The 16,395-nt window shown below is 65.3% G+C and carries 14 protein-coding genes; 7 read left to right on the top strand and 7 right to left on the bottom strand.

Translation table 11 applies throughout. The features are described from left to right. Positions 1 to 60: 60 nt before the first annotated feature. The 4 genes from AC1DUN_RS21705 to AC1DUN_RS21690 form a co-directional block, all read right to left on the bottom strand. Positions 61 to 1,179, bottom strand: coding sequence for a 2-aminoethylphosphonate--pyruvate transaminase (locus tag AC1DUN_RS21705; RefSeq protein WP_477715794.1), 1,119 nt, complete (start codon positions 1,177 to 1,179; stop codon positions 61 to 63). A gap of 44 nt (positions 1,180 to 1,223) precedes the next feature. Continuing rightward, positions 1,224 to 2,939, bottom strand: a complete 1,716-nt coding sequence (locus tag AC1DUN_RS21700; RefSeq protein WP_477715793.1) for a putative 2-aminoethylphosphonate ABC transporter permease subunit — start codon at positions 2,937 to 2,939, stop codon at positions 1,224 to 1,226. Further along, positions 2,939 to 3,991 (bottom strand): putative 2-aminoethylphosphonate ABC transporter ATP-binding protein, encoded by a 1,053-nt coding sequence (locus tag AC1DUN_RS21695; RefSeq protein WP_477715792.1) that lies wholly within the window; start codon positions 3,989 to 3,991, stop codon positions 2,939 to 2,941. Before AC1DUN_RS21695 ends, AC1DUN_RS21700 begins: the two co-directional genes overlap by 1 nt. Before the next feature lie 122 nt (positions 3,992 to 4,113). Continuing rightward, entirely contained in the window at positions 4,114 to 5,163 is a 1,050-nt protein-coding gene (locus tag AC1DUN_RS21690; RefSeq protein ID WP_477715791.1) for a putative 2-aminoethylphosphonate ABC transporter substrate-binding protein, read from the bottom strand. A 188-nt stretch (positions 5,164 to 5,351) separates the two neighbouring features. Between AC1DUN_RS21690 and AC1DUN_RS21685 the strand changes: the two genes are divergently transcribed. From AC1DUN_RS21685 to AC1DUN_RS21655, 7 genes are all read left to right on the top strand, one after another. Continuing rightward, positions 5,352 to 6,173: a phosphonate utilization associated transcriptional regulator gene (locus tag AC1DUN_RS21685; protein ID WP_477715790.1), complete on the top strand. Its 822-nt coding sequence runs from the start codon at positions 5,352 to 5,354 to the stop codon at positions 6,171 to 6,173. Beyond that, positions 6,160 to 7,398 carry a phosphonoacetate hydrolase gene (gene phnA / locus AC1DUN_RS21680; RefSeq protein ID WP_477715789.1) on the top strand — a complete coding sequence of 413 codons (1,239 nt, stop codon included), beginning with the start codon at positions 6,160 to 6,162 and terminating at the stop codon, positions 7,396 to 7,398. The genes AC1DUN_RS21685 and phnA overlap by 14 nt, the downstream gene beginning before the upstream one ends. Before the next feature lie 69 nt (positions 7,399 to 7,467). Further along, positions 7,468 to 8,889, top strand: a complete 1,422-nt coding sequence (gene phnY / locus AC1DUN_RS21675; RefSeq protein ID WP_477715894.1) for a phosphonoacetaldehyde dehydrogenase — start codon at positions 7,468 to 7,470, stop codon at positions 8,887 to 8,889. Between the two features lie 16 nt (positions 8,890 to 8,905). Further along, the gene (locus AC1DUN_RS21670; protein ID WP_477715788.1) at positions 8,906 to 9,475 is read left to right on the top strand and encodes a phosphonate degradation HD-domain oxygenase; all 570 of its coding nucleotides are present in this window, start codon (positions 8,906 to 8,908) and stop codon (positions 9,473 to 9,475) included. Further along, the gene (locus AC1DUN_RS21665; protein WP_477715787.1) at positions 9,465 to 10,322 is read left to right on the top strand and encodes an EamA family transporter; all 858 of its coding nucleotides are present in this window, start codon (positions 9,465 to 9,467) and stop codon (positions 10,320 to 10,322) included. Before AC1DUN_RS21670 ends, AC1DUN_RS21665 begins: the two co-directional genes overlap by 11 nt. Positions 10,323 to 10,341: 19 nt before the next feature. Further along, the gene (locus tag AC1DUN_RS21660; RefSeq protein WP_477715786.1) at positions 10,342 to 11,100 is read left to right on the top strand and encodes an FkbM family methyltransferase; all 759 of its coding nucleotides are present in this window, start codon (positions 10,342 to 10,344) and stop codon (positions 11,098 to 11,100) included. Then, a complete protein-coding gene (locus AC1DUN_RS21655) occupies positions 11,100 to 13,508 on the top strand; it encodes a GcvT family protein (RefSeq protein ID WP_477715893.1) in 2,409 nt (802 codons plus the stop codon). Before AC1DUN_RS21660 ends, AC1DUN_RS21655 begins: the two co-directional genes overlap by 1 nt. A 4-nt stretch (positions 13,509 to 13,512) precedes the next feature. On the opposite strand, the gene AC1DUN_RS21650 is transcribed toward AC1DUN_RS21655, so the two are convergent. The 3 genes from AC1DUN_RS21650 to AC1DUN_RS21640 all read right to left on the bottom strand — a co-directional run bounded on the left by AC1DUN_RS21650 (position 13,513) and on the right by AC1DUN_RS21640 (position 16,394). Continuing rightward, the gene (locus AC1DUN_RS21650; RefSeq protein WP_477662171.1) at positions 13,513 to 14,919 is read right to left on the bottom strand and encodes a sensor histidine kinase; all 1,407 of its coding nucleotides are present in this window, start codon (positions 14,917 to 14,919) and stop codon (positions 13,513 to 13,515) included. 207 nt (positions 14,920 to 15,126) lie between these two features. Continuing rightward, the gene (locus tag AC1DUN_RS21645; RefSeq protein ID WP_007870259.1) at positions 15,127 to 15,801 is read right to left on the bottom strand and encodes a response regulator; all 675 of its coding nucleotides are present in this window, start codon (positions 15,799 to 15,801) and stop codon (positions 15,127 to 15,129) included. 110 nt (positions 15,802 to 15,911) lie between these two features. Continuing rightward, positions 15,912 to 16,394, bottom strand: a complete 483-nt coding sequence (locus AC1DUN_RS21640) for a MarR family winged helix-turn-helix transcriptional regulator (RefSeq protein WP_477715785.1) — start codon at positions 16,392 to 16,394, stop codon at positions 15,912 to 15,914. Position 16,395 lies beyond the last annotated feature (1 nt).

Raw genomic sequence — 16,395 nt, 5'->3', positions numbered from 1 at the left:
CGCCTGCGGTCTGGCAAAGCCAGTCCCGCGGCCCCGGCTGGGTTTAAGAGTTCAGGGGGTTCAACCAGCGGGGGCGGCGGAGCGTATGCCCATGTCCTGGAGGGCTGCGGCCACGGCCTGCACCGCCTGCGCCATTTCGTTGGGGCCTATGGCGCCTATGCAGCCGACGCGGAAAGTCTCCACCTGGGTCAGCTTGCCGGGGTAGAGGACAAAGCCGCGATTTCGCGCGGCGGCGTAAAAGGCCTTGAAGTCGTAGCGGTTGTCGGCCGGCGCGTGGAAGGTCACGATGATGGGTGCCTGGATGGCCGGGTCCAGGAAGGGCTTGAAGCCAAGTTTGGCCATGCCCGCGACCAGCGTGCGGTAGTTGTTCTCGTAGCGCGCCAGGCGCGCGGGCTGGCCGCCTTCTTCCTCGAACTGGGCAATCGCCTCGGCCAGCGCCACCACCACATGGGTGGGCGGCGTGAAGCGCCACTGCGTGGTTTTTTCCATGTAGGTGTACTGGTCGTGCAGGTCCATGGCCAGCGACTGGCTGCGGCCGGCGCAGCCCTCCAGCACCGCCTTGCGGATAAACACAAAGCCCATGCCGGGCACGCCCTCCAGGCATTTGCCGCTGGCGGCCACCAGCGCGTCGAAGTGCACCTTGCGCGCGTCGATGTCTATTGCGGCGAAAGAGCTCATGGCGTCGACCAGCAGGCCCTTGCCGTGGGTCTTGCAGACGTCGGCCACCTCCTGGAGCGGGTTCAGCACGCCGGCGCCGGTCTCGCAGTGGATCAGCATCACGTGGGTGATGCTGGTGTCGGCTTCCAGCATGGCGTCCAGCGCGGCCGGCGACACCTGGGCGGCTTCGTCAAAAGGCATGACGGTGCAGCGCCGGCCCATCAGCGTGGTGAGTTTGGCCGCGCGCTTGCAATAAGCGCCGTTGTCCATCACCAGCACATGGCCGTCGCGCGGCACCACGGTGGCCACCGCCGCCTCCACGCTGAAGGTGCCGCTGCCCTGGAGCGGCACAACGACGTGCGAATCCTGCCCATGGATGATGGCCAGCAGGCTTTTGCGTACGCTGGCGGTGACGGCGTTGAAATCGCTGTCCCAGGAACCCCAGTCTTTCAGCATCGCGAGCTTGGTGCGCAGCGTGGTGGTCAGCGGACCCGGTGTCAAAAGGATTTTGTCTCTGTCCATGGGTTTGTCTCTTCTCTTTTATGAAGTCGCGAAAAGGGTGGACGTCAGCGTGAACTGGTGCGCCAGGCTTGGGTGCGGCGGTTGACCCACCAGGCCAGCGCCATGAACAGCAAGGTGGCGATCGTGGAGGCCACGCCTATCAGCACGGCCATGGCCGCGGCCGCACCGATTTCGCCGGCCTCATCGAGGTTGAGGATGGCGATGGAGGCGACCTTGGTTCCAGGCGAGTAGAGGAAGACCACGGCGGAGATGGTCGTCATCGCGTTGATGAAAAAGTAGCGCGCGATGTCGACCAGGGCCGGCGTGCAGATCGGCAGCGTGACGCGCCAGAAGGTCTTGAAAAAAGGCACCTTGAGCGAGGCGCTGACGGCCTCGAATTCGCCGTCCAGCGCCTTGAGGGCCGTCACCGCCGTCAGGTGGCCGGTGGTGTAGAAGTGCACGATGGTGCACAGCGTGAGCAGGGTCAGCGTGTGGTACAGGCCGTTCAGCGGGTTGCCGGGGGCGTTGAAAAAGAAGATGTAGCCCAGGCCCAGCACCAGGCCGGGCACCGCCATGGGCAGCATGGCCAGCATGCGCACAAAACCGCGCAGGCCGTCCATGCCCTTGGTTTTCTCGAGCAGGTAGGCGCTGCAAAACACCAGCGCGGTGCCGAAGAAGGCCGTGCCCGCCGCCATCTTCAGGCTGTTGACGAAGCCGACGCCGACTTCCGCATCGACCAGGCCCATGGTGTAGTGGCGCAGGCTGGGTGTCAGGTTGTAGGGCCAGAAGCTGGCAAAAGAGGCGAACACCGCCATGCCCAGCATGGCCAGCACCAGGAAAGCGATGGCGCAGCAATACAGCGTCATGACCCCGTCGTAGCCGCGCGAGGGCGTGGGCCGGTAGGGCACGGCGCGCGCCGTCAGCATGGCGGTCTGGCGCTTGCTGACGTAGTGGTCGACCGCGAAGGTCAGCACGGCGGGTGCCAGCAGCAGGATGGCGACGACCGCGCCCTTGGCGAAATCCTGCTGGCCTATGACCAGCTTGAAGACGTCGGTGGCCAGCACGTTGAAGTTGCCGCCTATCACCTTGGGAATGCCGAAGTCGGTCATGACCAGGGTGAAGGTGACCAGCGCGGCGGAGATCAGGCCGTACTTGGCGCCGGGCAGGGTGATGGTGAAGAACTTGCGCCTGGCGCTGGTGCCCATGGCGTTGGCGGCTTCGTACAGGCGCGCGTCCGACAGCGTGAGCGCCGTGACCAGAATCATCAGCGCATGCGGGAATACCGCGAAGCATTCGGCCACCACGATGCCGGGCGCGCCGTAGATCTGCTCTATGCCCAGGCCCTGCATCCAGCCCTTGAGCACGCCCTGGTTGCCGAACCAGTAGATCAGCGAAATCGCCGACAGCAGCGAAGGCGCCAGCAGCGGGATCAGCGTGATGCCGCGAAACAGCGCCTTGTATTGCATGCAGGAGCGCGCCAGCGCATAGGCAAAACCGAAAGCCAGCGGCACGGCGACCAGCGTGACCACGCTGGAGACCCACAGGCTGTTCCACAGGCTTTCGAGCAGCGCCGGGGTCTTGGCGTACTCGATGAAGTTGTCGAACCAGATGAAGTCGCCGGACTTGCCCAGCAGCGCCTGCTGCAGGATGGCCAGCAGCGGCGCCGCGAGGAACGCGACCAGGACCAGCGCGGCCAGCGCCAGGGCCGCGTAGGCAAGGTGGTCTATCCAGTGCGCGCGCTGCCTGACCATGGGCGGCGCGGGGGGCGTAAAGACCGGCATCAGAATACCTTGATGCGCTCGGGCAGCAGCTTCAGGGGCAGCGAGGAGCCCACCTGCAGCGACTGCTCCGACAGGAAATTGAGCGAGAGGTAGACCGTGAGCTTGTGGCCGCCCAGCGCGGGCGAGGCCACGTGCACATGGCAGAAGGAGCCCAGGAACTCGATCTTCTCTATGGTGGCGTCAAACACATGGGGGTCGCCGGCGGCAATCGGCCGGGCCAGCACGTCCTCGGGCCGCAGGTAGATCTTGGCTTCGCGGTCGGCGCCGTCGCAGGGCAGGCACAGCGCGCCGAACTTCATCTGGCCTTCGCTCACGCGCACCGGCATCACATTGACCTTGCCGACAAAGTCGGCCACAAAGGGCGAAGCCGGCTCGCGGTAAATCTCCATGGGCGTGCCGACCTGCTCGATCAGGCCGTGGTTCATCACCACGATGCGGTCGGCCACGCTGAGCGCTTCCTCCTGGTCGTGCGTGACCATGATGGTGGTCACGCCCAGCTTTTGCTGCAGCGCACGTATCTCCTGGCGCAGGCGCACACGCTCCAGCGCGTCGAGCGCCGACAGCGGCTCGTCCAGCAGCAGCAGGCCCGGCGAGGTGGCCAGCGCCCGCGCCAGCGCAATGCGCTGCTGCTGGCCGCCCGAGAGCTGGCTGGGGTATTTGCTTTCGCTGCCCGGCAGGCCGACGAGCTTGACCAGCTCGCTCACACGTTTGGCGGCTTCGGCCTTGGGCGTCTTGCGGTTGACCAGGCCGTAGGCCACGTTGTCGGCCACGCTGAGGTTGGGGAACAACGCATAACTCTGGAACACGATGCCGTAGTCGCGCAGCGCCGGCGGCAGCCGCGAGATGTCGCGCCCGCCCTGGTGCACCTCACCGGAGGTCTGCACTTCCAGCCCCGCGATGATGCGCAGCAAGGTCGTCTTGCCGCAGCCCGAGGGCCCGAGGAAACACACAAACTCGCCCTTGCGTATGTCCAGGTTGATGTCTTGCAGCGCGGTGAAACCGCCGAACTCCTTGCGGATATGGCGCAGGTTCAGAAAGATGTCATTGTTCATTCGTGGATTACCTGGACGAGCGGCACAGTACCAAGCAGGCAGCCGCGTGGAACCGGCTTAGCCGGGCCACAGCGGCTGTCCCCCTGAGGGGGAGACAGCGGCCGAAGGCCGCTGACAGGGGGCTACTTCTTCTCGGTTTTGGAGTTATAGCGCTTGGTCCACTCGTTGAGGATGCGCTCGCGGTTGTCGGCGGCCCAGTTGAAGTCCATCTTGACGAGGCGGGCCTCATAGTCCTTGGGCACATTGGCCAGCGGCGGCGCCAGGCCGGGCTGCGCGGTGATCGCGAAGTTCTTGCCGTAGAGCATCATGGCGTCCTTGCTCGAAGCCCAGTCGGCCAGCTTCTTGGCGGCGTCCAGTTTTTTGGTGCCCTTGTGGATGGCAAAGGCTTCCAGGTCCCAGCCCAGGCCTTCCTTGGGGAACACCAGGTCTATGGGCGCGCCCTTGGCCTTGTTGGTGTTGCCGCGGTACTCGAACGAGATACCGGCCAGGAACTCGCCGGCGGCCGCCATGTTGCAGGGCTTGGAGCCCGAGTGGGTGTACTGCGCGATGTTTTCATGCAGCGCGTCCATGTACTTCCAGCCGCCGCCCTTGCCGTCCTTGTCGCCGAACAGCGTGAGCCAGGCGGTCACGTCGAAGTAGCCGGTGCCGCTGGAGGCGGGGTTGGGCATGACGATCTGGCCCTTGTAGATGGGCTTGGTCAGGTCCTGCCAGGTTTCGGGCGTGGGGATGTTTTTCTTCTTGGCCTCGACGGTGTTGAAGCACACAGTGGCGCCCCACACGTCCATGCCGAACCAGGCGGGGACTTTTTTCTTGTCACGGTACTGACTCATGATCCCGTCAAGATTGATGGGCGCATAGGGCTCGAGCATGCCCTGCTTGTCGAGCAGCGCCAGGCTGGAGGCGGCCACGCCCATGATGGTGTCGGCCTGGGGGTTGGATTTTTCCGCCAGCAGCTTGGCGGTGATCACGCCGGTCGAGTCGCGCACCCATTTGATTTCGATGTCGGGATACACCTTGTTGAAGCCTTCCTGGTAGGCCTTGATCTGGTCGGTTTCCAGCGCGGTGTAAACCAGCAACTGGGTTTTCTGGGCGAAGGCGCCGGTGGAGGCGGCCAGCAGGCCAAGAAGAGCGATCGCCTTTGACAGGGATTTGAGATGGGAAGCCAGTTGCATAAAAAGTCCTTTGTGGCAAAGCCTGCAATGTTGTTGACTCGTTCGTGTCGGCGCTGACACTGCGATGACCAACCTGAGTGCAGGCCCGTCAACCCAGCTCGTTTTTTATTTAACGCCGACCCTTCTATCTTGTCAATTGTTTATTGCAGATTGTTGACAATCTACATTTCTGTGCTTCAATTCAGGGCATGAACGCTGCTTTGCATCCCACCATCGCGCAACTCCAGAACAGCTCCCTCACCACAGTGGTGCAACAGGAAATCGAGCGCGCGATTCTTGCCGGCGAGTACGAGCCCGGCAGCAAATTGATTGAGGCCACGCTGGCCGAAAAAATGGGCGTCTCGCGCGGCCCGGTGCGCGAGGCCTTTCGCATGCTCGAAGAGGCCGGCCTGGTGCGCACCGAGAAAAACCGCGGCGTCTTTGTGCGCGACATCCCGATCGACGAAGCCGTCGAGATATTCGATTTGCGCGCGGCCATGGATGAACTCGTGGGCCGCCGGCTCGCGGAAAACATCACGGGGCCCCAGGTCAAGGAGCTCAAGGCCCTGGTCGACGCCATGGAAAAAGCCGTCAAGGCCGAAGACCCGCAGGCCTACCACCTGCTGAACCTGAGCTTTCACGACCGCATGGTCGAGATGGCGGGTAACCGCAAGATGACCGAGATCTACCGCAAGCTGATCAAGGAGCTGTCGCTGTTCCGGCGCCTGAACCTCGCTGACGGCTGGCTGATGCCGATGTCGGCCAACGAGCACCGGCTGATCGTCAAGGCCATTGCCTCGGGCGACGCCGACGCGGCCGGCCGCGCGATGTTCCAGCATGTGATCGAAAGCAAGGAGCGCACGATAGAAAACGACCTGCGGCGCCAGGCCGGGCAAGCCGATGCGGCGGAAGCGGGAGCGGAAAAAGCCGCGGCCAGCAAGCCGGTTCCGGTCAAGCTGGTCTCCAGCACCACGGCCGCGCGCAAGGGCAAGGACAAAAACAAGGAAGGACCGTCACGTGGCAAACACTGAGCCGAATGGCGAACTGACGGTGAACGGCAGGACTTACAAGCTGCCGACCCAGCCCACGGTGGTGGTCTGTGTGGACGGCTGCGAGCCCGACTACCTGGCGCAGGCCGTGGCCACGGGCCAGATGCCCTGGCTCAAGCGCACGCTGGCGCTGGGCTCCGGCCTGACGGGCGATTGTGTGGTGCCCAGTTTCACCAACCCGAACAACCTGTCCATCGTGACCGGCGCGCCGCCCAGCGTGCACGGCATCTGCGGCAACTACCTGTTCGACACGGCCAGCGGCACCGAGGTCATGATGAACGACCCCAAGTGGCTGCGCGCGCCCACCTTGCTGGCCGCGCTGTCCGGTGCCGGCAAATCCCTGGCGGTGGTGACGGCCAAGGACAAGCTGCGCAAGCTGCTGGGCCACCAGATGAAGGGCATCTGCTTTTCGTCGGAGAAGGCCGACCAGGTGTCGCTGGAGGAAAACGGCATCGAGGACGTGCTGGGGCTGGTGGGGCTGCCGCTGCCCAGCGTCTACAGCGCCGACCTGTCGGAGTTCGTCTTCGCGGCCGGCGTGAAGATCATGCAAAAGCACAAGCCCGACGTGATGTACCTCTCGACCACCGACTATGTGCAGCACAAGCACGCGCCGGGCACCGAAGGGGCGAATGCCTTCTACCGCATGATGGACGGCTACATGCAGCAGCTCGAGGACCTGGGCTGCGTGATTGTGCTCACTGCCGACCACGGCATGAACGCCAAGGTCGCCATGGACGGCACGCCCGACGTGATCTACCTGCAGGACTGGTTCGACAACTGGCTTGGCGCCACCATCGCGCGCGTGATCTTGCCCATCACCGACCCCTATGTGGTGCACCATGGCGCCCTGGGCTCTTTTGCCACGGTCTACCTGCCGGAGGGCACCAACATCGAGGTCGCGCGCAAGCGGCTGGCGGCGCTCAAGGGCATGGAGCTGGTGCTTTCGCGCGAGCAGGCCGCCGAACGCTTCGAACTGCCGGCCGACCGGATCGGCGACATCGTGGCGGTGTCCGAGCGCTTCACCGTGATAGGCACCTCGGTGTCGCGCCATGACCTCTCGGCGCTGGAAGTGCCGCTGCGCTCGCACGGCGGCATGAGCGAGCAGCGCGTGCCGCTGATCGTGAACCGCGCGCTGCCCAGGCTGGACCGCAACCGGCGTTTCCGCAATTTTGATGCTTTTGACCTGGCGCTCAATTACGCCCAGTAAGTCCAGGTCCCACGCCATGAAAGCCGCAGAGTGATTGACCAATACATCCGCGACCACCAGCTCAATGCCATGCGCCTGTCGGGCCGCAAGGTCGGCTCGGGCCGGGGCGGCGACCGCTCCATCGCGGTGTTCAACCCCTACACCGAAAAAAAACTGGGCACCGTGCCCAAGGCCACGCTGGAGGAGGTGCGGCAGACCTTCGCCAGGGCCCATGCCTACAAGCCCCAGCTCACGCGCTACGAACGCGCCGCCATCCTGAACCGCGCGGCCGCCATCATCCAGTCGCGCTTGTCCGAGGTCGCCAACCTGATCACCGCCGAAGCGGGCCTGTGCCTGAAGGACGCAATTTATGAAGCCGGCCGCGTCAGCGACGTGCTGCTGTTCGGCGCGACCGAGGTGCTCAAGGACGACGGCCAGATATTCAGCTGCGACCTCACGCCTCACGGCAAAAAGCGCCGGGTCTACACGCACCGCTCGCCGCTGCTGGGCGTGATCACCGCGATCACGCCTTTTAACCACCCCATGAACCAGGTGGCGCACAAGGTGGTGCCCAGCATCGCGACCAACAACCGCATGGTGCTCAAGCCGTCCGAGAAGGTGCCTTTCTCCGCCCTGCTGTTCGCCGACATCCTGTACGAGGCGGGGCTGCCGCCCGAGATGCTCAGCGTGGTGACGGGCGACCCGCGCGAGATTGCCGATGAGCTGATCACCAACCCGCTGGTCGACCTGGTGACCTTTACCGGTGGCGTGGCCATAGGCAAGTACATCGCCGCCAAAGCCGGCTACCGCCGCGTGGTGCTGGAGCTGGGCGGCAACGATCCCATCATCGTGATGGAGGACGCCGACATTGACGAAGCCTCCACCCTGGCCGTGCAGGGTTCCTACAAAAACTCGGGCCAGCGCTGCACCGCCATCAAGCGGCTTTTGGTGCACGAGGCGGTGGCCGGCGAGTTCGTGGAACAGGTACGGGCCAAGACACTGGCCTGGAAGTACGGCGATCCCACCGACAAAGCCAACGACATGGGCACGGTGATCGACGAGCAGGCCGCCATGCTGTTCGAGTCGCGCGTCAACGAGGCGGTGGCGCAGGGCGCGAAACTGCTGGCCGGCAACCAGCGCCGCGGCGCGCTGTATTCACCCACGCTGCTGGACCACGTGTTGCCGCAGATGACGGTGGCGCGCGAGGAAACCTTCGGGCCGGTTTCGCCGGTAATACGTTTTAAAAGCATCGACGAAGCCATTGAAATTTCCAATGGCACGGCCTATGGCCTGTCGAGCGCGGTGTGCACCAACCGCCTGGACTACATCAACCGTTTCGTGAGCGAGCTGCACGTCGGCACGGTCAATGTGCGCGAAGTGCCGGGCTATCGGCTGGAGCTCACGCCCTTCGGCGGCATCAAGGATTCGGGCCTGGGGTATAAGGAAGGTGTGCAGGAGGCGATCAAGAGCTTCACCAATCTGAAAACCTACTCGCTCCCCTGGGATGCCTGACTTCTGAGGAACTCACATGCTGAGCTTTGATGACATCGAACGACTCTTCGAAGAGCGCGGCGGCGAACAATACAGCGGCGAACCCGTGACGCAGCTGCAGCACGCGCTGCAGACCGCCGCGTTGGCTGAGGCTGAAGGCGCGGGCGACGCGCTGGTCACCGCCGCCCTGCTGCACGACCTGGGCCATTTGCTGCATGACCTGGGCGAGACGCCTTCGCTGCGCGGCGTGGACGACGTGCACCAGTACCGGGCCCTGCCATTCCTGCGTGGGCTTTTCCCGGATGCGGTGCTGGACGCGATCAAGCTGCATGTGGATGCCAAGCGCTACCTGTGCGCGGCACGGCGCGGCTACCATTCCAGCCTTTCGGCGGACTCCAAGCGCAGCCTGCTGCTGCAGGGCGGCATTTTTACGGCCGAGGAAGCCGCGCGTTTCATGGCCCAGCCCGGCGCGGAAGACGCGGTAAAACTGCGCCTCTGGGACGACCTCGCGAAGGACGCGAACAAGGCCACGCCGCCGCTGGCGCATTACCTGGCGCGGGCGCTGCGCTGCGCCCTTCCCGCCGCAGAGCCTTCGCTTGCCGCCTGAAATCCTGGCCCTGACCTGGCCGGTGCTGTGCGCCGTGCTGTTCGGCGCGCTGTTGCACGCGGGCTGGAACGCGCTGGTCAAGTCCAGCGCCGACAAGTCCATGGACATGGCGGTCATCCACCTGATCGGCTCGGTGCTGGCCTTGCCGCTGGTGCTGCTGGCGGGCCTGCCGCGCATGGAAGCCTGGCCCTTTATAGGCGCCTCGGTGCTGATCCACATCGGCTATTACATCGCCACCACCCAGGCCTATAAGCATGGCGACCTGGGCCTGACCTATCCCTTGATGCGCGGCGTGGCGCCGCTGCTGGTGGCGCTGTCGGCCACCTTCACGCTGGGTGAGACTTTGACGCCGCTGGCCTGGGCCGGCATCCTGGGCATCTGCTGCGGCGTGCTGGTGCTGGGCCTGAGCCGCCACGCGCTGCATGCGCGTAAGGCGGTCGGTTTCGCGCTGACCAATGCGGTCATCATCGCGATCTACACCGTGGTCGATGGCTTGGGCGTTCGGGCTTCGGGCAATGCGCTGCAATATGTCGCCACCCTGTTCCTGCTCGACGGCTGGCCCTTCGGCCTGCTGATGATGGCGCGCCGCGGGCGGGCCATGGCCGATTACGCGCGCCACCGCTGGCCGGTGGCCACCGGCGGCGCGCTGGCTTCGCTGGGCTCCTACGGCATAGCGCTGTGGGCCATGACGCGCGCGCCGGTTGCGACAGTGGCGGCGCTGCGCGAAACTTCGGTGCTGTTCGCCGTCTTGCTCGGCGCGATGTTCCTGAAAGAAGCCTTCACCGCGCGGCGCGCCATCGGCACGGCCGCCATCGTCGCGGGTGTGATGGCGCTGCGCATGGGATGACCCTCTCTATACTGACACTATGCCTTTCGTCTCATACACACGCAACTTCGAGGACGTGATGCTCAATCGCGTATTCGACTCGGTCCCGCAGGGCTTTTATGTCGATGTGGGCGCCTATCACCCGGCCATTGACAGCAATACCTACGCGATGTATCTGCGCGGCTGGCGCGGCGTGGCGATCGAACCGGCGCCTGCCATGGCGAGCCTGTGGGCCGAATTGCGTCCCGACGACGTCCTGGTACAGGCCGCGGCCGGCGCGGCAAGCGGCCACACCACGTTTTTCACCTTCGGTGACATTCAGCAGTATTCGACGACGACACCCCAGACCGCCGACCAGCATCGTTCCAAGGGCGCGCCGGTCAAGACAACGATGGTCCCTCTGGTTCCCCTGAACGACGTGCTCGCCAGGCACCGCCCCAGCGGCGACATTCACTGTATGAGCATCGACGTGGAGGGCGGTGAGCGGGCCGTGCTGGAGGGGCTGGACCTGCGGCGGTACCGGCCCTGGGTCATCATGCTCGAGAGCGTCGAGCCGGGACGGCCTGTGCCCAACCATATGGGCTGGGAACCCTTGCTGCTCGCCCGTGACTATGAGTTCGTCTATTTCGATGAGGTGAACCGGTTCTATGTTGCCAAGGAGCAATTGCATCTGAAGCGATTCTTTGCGTGCGGCCCCTGCGTCTGGGACGACTTCATCCACATCGACCTGGTCACGGCGCGCAGCGAGCTGGCGCAGGCGCGCGCCGAGCTGGAACAGCTGAGGCAGCGCGCACCTTGATGCTCCCTTCGCACGCACAGGTCGTGATTGTCGGCGGCGGCATCGCCGGCTGCTCGGTGGCCTACCACCTGGCCAAAATGGGCAAGACCGACGTGCTGTTGCTGGAGCAAGGCAAGCTCACCAGCGGCACCACCTGGCATGCGGCTGGCCTGGTCGGCCAGATGCGGCCCAATCGCAATATGACGCAGATGAGCAAGTACGGCATAGAGCTGTACGCCTCGCTGGAGGCCGAGACGGGCCTGGCCACGGGCTGGAAGCAATGCGGCAGCGTCAACGTGGCGCGCACGCCCGAGCGCATGAAGGTGCTCAGGAAGCAGGTGGCCATGGCCAACAGCTTTGGCGTCGAATGCCACGAGATATCGCCCCGGGAAGCCGGCGACAAATACCCCATCATGCGCACCGACGACTTGCAGGGCGCGATCTGGCTGCCGGGCGACGGCAAGGCCAACCCGGCCGACCTGTGCATGTCGCTGGCCAAGGGCGCGCGCAATCGCGGCGTGAAGATGCTGGAAGGCATCGAAGTGACGGGCGTCATCACCGAAAACGGCAGGGCGGTGGGCGTGCGCACCGCGCAGGGCGAGGTGCGCTGCGAGGTCCTCGTCAACTGCGCCGGCCAGTGGGCGCGCCAGTTCGGCCAGCTCGCGGGTGTGAACGTGCCCTTGTATTCGGCGGAGCATTTTTACATCGTCACCGGCAAGATTCCCGGGGTGCACCCCATGCTGCCGGTGATGCGCGACCCGGACGGCTACATCTACTACAAGGAAGAAGTCGGCGGCCTGGTGATGGGCGGCTTCGAGCCCCAAGCCAAGCCCTGGAAGATGGACCCGATTCCTTCGACCTTCCAGTTCGAACTGCTGGACGAGGACTGGGACCAGTTCGAGCCCCTGATGACCGCCGCGCTGCATCGCACGCCCTGCCTGGAGACGGCCGAGGTCAAGATGCTGCTCAACGGCCCGGAAAGTTTCACGCCCGACGGCAATTTCATCCTCGGGGAAGCGCCTGAGCTGCGCAATTATTTTGTCTGCGCGGGTTTTAACTCGGCCGGCATCGCCAACAGCGGCGGCGCGGGCCGGCTCATGGCCGAATGGATTGTGGGGGGCGAGCCCGGCGCCGATCTGTGGGACGTGGACATACGCCGTTTCGGCGGTTTCACCGGCAACCGCAAGGCACTGGCCGAGCGCACCGGCGAAACCCTGGGCCTGCATTACGCCATGCGCTGGCCGAGGCAGGAGCTGGAAACGGCAAGGCCGCTGCGCACCTCACCGCTGTATGACATCCTGGCCGCCAAGGGCGCGGAGTTCGGCAGCAAGAACGGGTGGGAGCGGGCAAGCTATTTCAGGCCTCAAGGCCTGCCCAGGCCTGAATACACCTTGGGCAAACCCGGCTGGCTGCCCTGGATGATGGAAGAGCAGAAGGCCACACGCGAAGCTGTGGCGCTCTACGACCAGACGTCCTTCTCCAAATACCTGCTGCAGGGCCGCGACGCGCTGGCCGTGTTGCAGCGCCTGTGTGCCAACGAGATGGACGTGCCCGTCGGCAAGATGGTCTATACCGCCATGCTCAATGAGCGCGGCGGTTTTGAAAGCGACCTCACGGTGATGCGGCAAGCCGTGGACCGCTTCATGGTCATCACCGGCTCGGCGCAGACCGTGCGCGACTTCGACTGGATCACGCGGCACATAGCCGACACCGAACACGCGGTGCTGACCGATGTGTCGGCCCTGTATTCGGTGCTCTCGCTCATGGGCCCGAAAGCGCGCGAGCTGCTGGCACGGGTCAGCCCCGACGACCTGTCGCCCGAGGCCTTGAAGTTCTCATGGACGAAAGAAATAGACCTGGGTTTTGCGCGCGTGCGCGCGGCGCGCATGAGTTATGTGGGCGGGCCGGGCTTTGAGTTGTACGTGCCGGTGGAAATGGCGCGCCATGTTTACCTGGCGCTCATGGAGGCGGGCCGGGCACTGGGCGTTCGCGACGCGGGCTACTACGCGCTGGATGCCTTGCGCATAGAACAGGGCCGCCGCGCCTGGGGCGCGGAGCTGGGGCCGGACGAAACGCCGTGGGAGGCCGGACTGGCTTTCAGCGTCAAGCTGGACAAGCCGGCCGATTTCATCGGCAAGGCCGCGCTGCTCAATTCACAGGGCTTGGCGCTGCGCAAAAAACTGGTCACGCTGGTATTCGACACCGGCGATGCTTTTGCCTGGGGCGGCGAGGCCATCGTGCTGGGCGGGCAATCGGTGGGCGAGATCTCCTCGGTCGGCTGGAGCCCGCTGGCCGGCGCCTGCGTGGCGCTGGGCTATGTACGCGGCGCCGGCGCCAACCAGTCGCATGACGGTACGCCGGCGCAGATTGAGCTGTGGGGCGAGCGTGTGGGCGTGAAGCTTTACGACCGTTGGCCCGCAAAGCCCTGAGCGCCTATACACCCTCGGGCAGATCCATGCCGACAAAACGCACGGTGACACGCGTGCCCGGGGTTTGTGGATGGCCCGGCAGGGCGGCATCCTCGATCGAAATCGTCGCGCCGTGCTGCTTGGCGATTTCCAGGACGATTGCCAGGCCCAGGCCCGAGCCGTCCACATTGGTGCCCAGCGCGCGGTAAAAAGGCTGGAACACCAGCTCGCGTTCCGACTCCAGGATGCCGGGCCCCGAGTCTTCCACCAGCAGCACCAGCACGCCGCTGAAACGGTCCGTCATCAGCCGCAGCGTGACCTGGCCTTTTTCGGGCGTGTAGTTGATGGCGTTGTCCAGCAGGTTGCGCACCAGCTCCTTGAGCAGGGTGGCGTTGCCTTCGAGCTGCGTGGCCTGCTCGCCGGCGTCGGGGCCGTCGTAGCCGAGGTCTATCTGCTTTTCGAGCGCGCGCGGCACCGAGTCGGCCATGACTTCCGAGACGATGTGCACCAGGTCGATATGCTGCTTGGCCAGGCTGCGGCCCGTGGTTTCGGCCCGCGCCAGGGCCAGCAGCTGGTTGACGGTGTGGGTGGCGCGAATGCTGGCGCGGCCTATGTGCTTGAGCGACTTCTTGAGTTCGTCGGCATCGGTCTCGCGCTGCGCCAGGTCGGCCTGCATGCGCAGGCCCGCCAGCGGCGTCTTGAGCTGATGGGCCGCGTCGGCCAGGAAGCGTTTTTGCGTGGTCAGCGAGACCTTGAGCCGGCTCAGCAGGTCGTTGATGGAGGACACCAGCGGCGCGACTTCCTCGGGCACCGCGGTCTCGTCCAGCGGGCTCATGTCGTCGGACTTGCGCGCGCGTATGCGCTTTTCAAGCTGGGCCAGCGGCTTGATGCCGCGCACCAGCGCCAGCCACACCAGCAGCACGGCCAGCGGCAGCGTGACGAACTGCGGCACCATGGTGCCCTTGACGATTTCGGTGGCCAGCGTCTTGCGTTTTTCCAGCGTCTCGGCCACCTGCACCAGAACCAGTACCGGCTGCGAGCCGGCGGGCGTGGCCTTCACGTCCACCTTGAGCCAGGTGTAGGCCACGCGCACGTCCTCGCCCTGGATCACGTCCTCGCGCAGCCGCACCTCGCCGTTGGTGGGCTTGTCTTCGTCGGGCGGCGCGGGCAGGTCGTGTTCGCCGCTCAGGTGCTCGCCCTGCGTGCCCACCACCTGGTAGTAGACGAGGTCGGTGTCGTCGGCGCGCAGGATTTCGCGCGCGGGCGCCGTGAGGGTGAACTGCACCTGGTTGTTCTTGACCACCACCAGCTTGGCCAGCGCCTGCACGTTGTATTCGAGCGCGCGGTCAAAAGGCTTGCCCGCGATGTTCTGCGCCACCAGCCAGGTCAGCGCCAGGCTGATGGGCCACAGCAGCAGCAGCGGCGTGAGCATCCAGTCGAGGATCTCGCCGAAGAGGCTGCGGCGTTCGCGCTGGAAGAGTCTAAGAGCCACAGATCAACAAACGTGGGAAGCGTTTGTCCGCTGGGCGTTTTCTTCACGCCAGCAGGGGCCGCGGAACCGGCTTTGCCGGGCCGCAGGCGCAGCGGCCCCCTCGGGGGGCAGGAAGCTACACGAAGTGAGCGACCGTGGGGGCATCGTTCACCCTGGTATTTTTTCGAGGCAGTAACCGAGGCCGCGCACGGTCGCGATCCGCACCGGGCCTTTTTCAATCTTTTTGCGCAGGCGGTGGATGTAGACCTCGATCGCGTTGTTGCTGACCTCCTCGCCCCATTCGCAAAGACGCTCCACCAGCTGGTCCTTGCTGACCAGCCGGCCGGCGCGCTGCAGGAGCACTTCGAGCAGGCCGAGTTCGCGCGCCGACAGCTCCAGCATCTGGCCGTCTATGGTGGCGACGCGGCCGGCCTGGTCGTAGACCAGCGGGCCGTGCTTGATGGTGCTGCTGGCGCCGCCCATGCCGCGGCGTATCAGCGCGCGCACGCGGGCTTCGAGTTCCTGCAGCGAAAACGGTTTGGCCATGTAGTCGTCGGCGCCGTAGTCCAGGCCTTTGACGCGTTCTTCCACGCTGTCGGCGGCCGTCAGGATCAGCACCGGCATGGCCGAGCCGCGCGCGCGCAGGCGCTTGAGCACCTCCAGGCCGTGCATGCGCGGCAGGCCCAGGTCCAGGATCAGCAGGTCGAATTCGGTGTTGGTGAGCAGTGCGGCATCGGCCTCGGTGCCGCTGGCCACGTGGTCGGCCGCCGCACCGGAGGCGCGCAAAGTGCGCAGCAGGCCATCGGCCAGCACCTGGTCGTCTTCGGCAATCAGAATACGCATGGTTGTCTCCAGTCTCCATTTGCCGGCCTGTTGCGGCCTGCGGGTGGGTTTGTGTTCTTCGGCAAATTCTAGGCTTTTGCGGCTTCAGCTTTGCTGACACGCCGGCACGGTCAAGCGCCGGCATAAGCCTCCAGCCCCAGCGCCACCACGGTGGCCACATCATGCCCCACGGCCTGGCGGAATTCGTCCTCGGCCTGGCGTACCGCCTGGTGGAAGGCTTCCAGCCAGAGCAGGCCTGACTCGGTGAACACCACCCGGCGGGCGCGTTTGTCATGCGGGTCGGGCTGGCGCGTGACCAGGCCCCAGGCCTCGCACTGGTCGACCAGGTCGCCCATGGCCTGTTTGCTCATGCCGGCGCTGTGCGCCAGCTCGGTCAGGCGCGAGCCGGCCACGGCCAGGTGGCGCGTGATGTGGATGTGGGCGGCGCCGACCTGGTCGCGCGCCGCCAGGTTGGACAGCGCCAACGGCACTTCCACGCTGCTGGCCATCAGGGAGAGCACGCGCTCGTCGAAGCGGCGCAGCGCATGGCCCATGAGCCGACCCAGGTGGGTCTGCCGCCAGCCGGCCTCGGTCGCGCCGAAGGGGCTGGGCATG

This window comes from Polaromonas sp. P4_F6 (genome assembly GCF_056401275.1).
The sequence above is the reverse complement of the archived record's forward strand: the minus strand, read 5'-3'. Positions and strand labels throughout refer to the sequence as shown.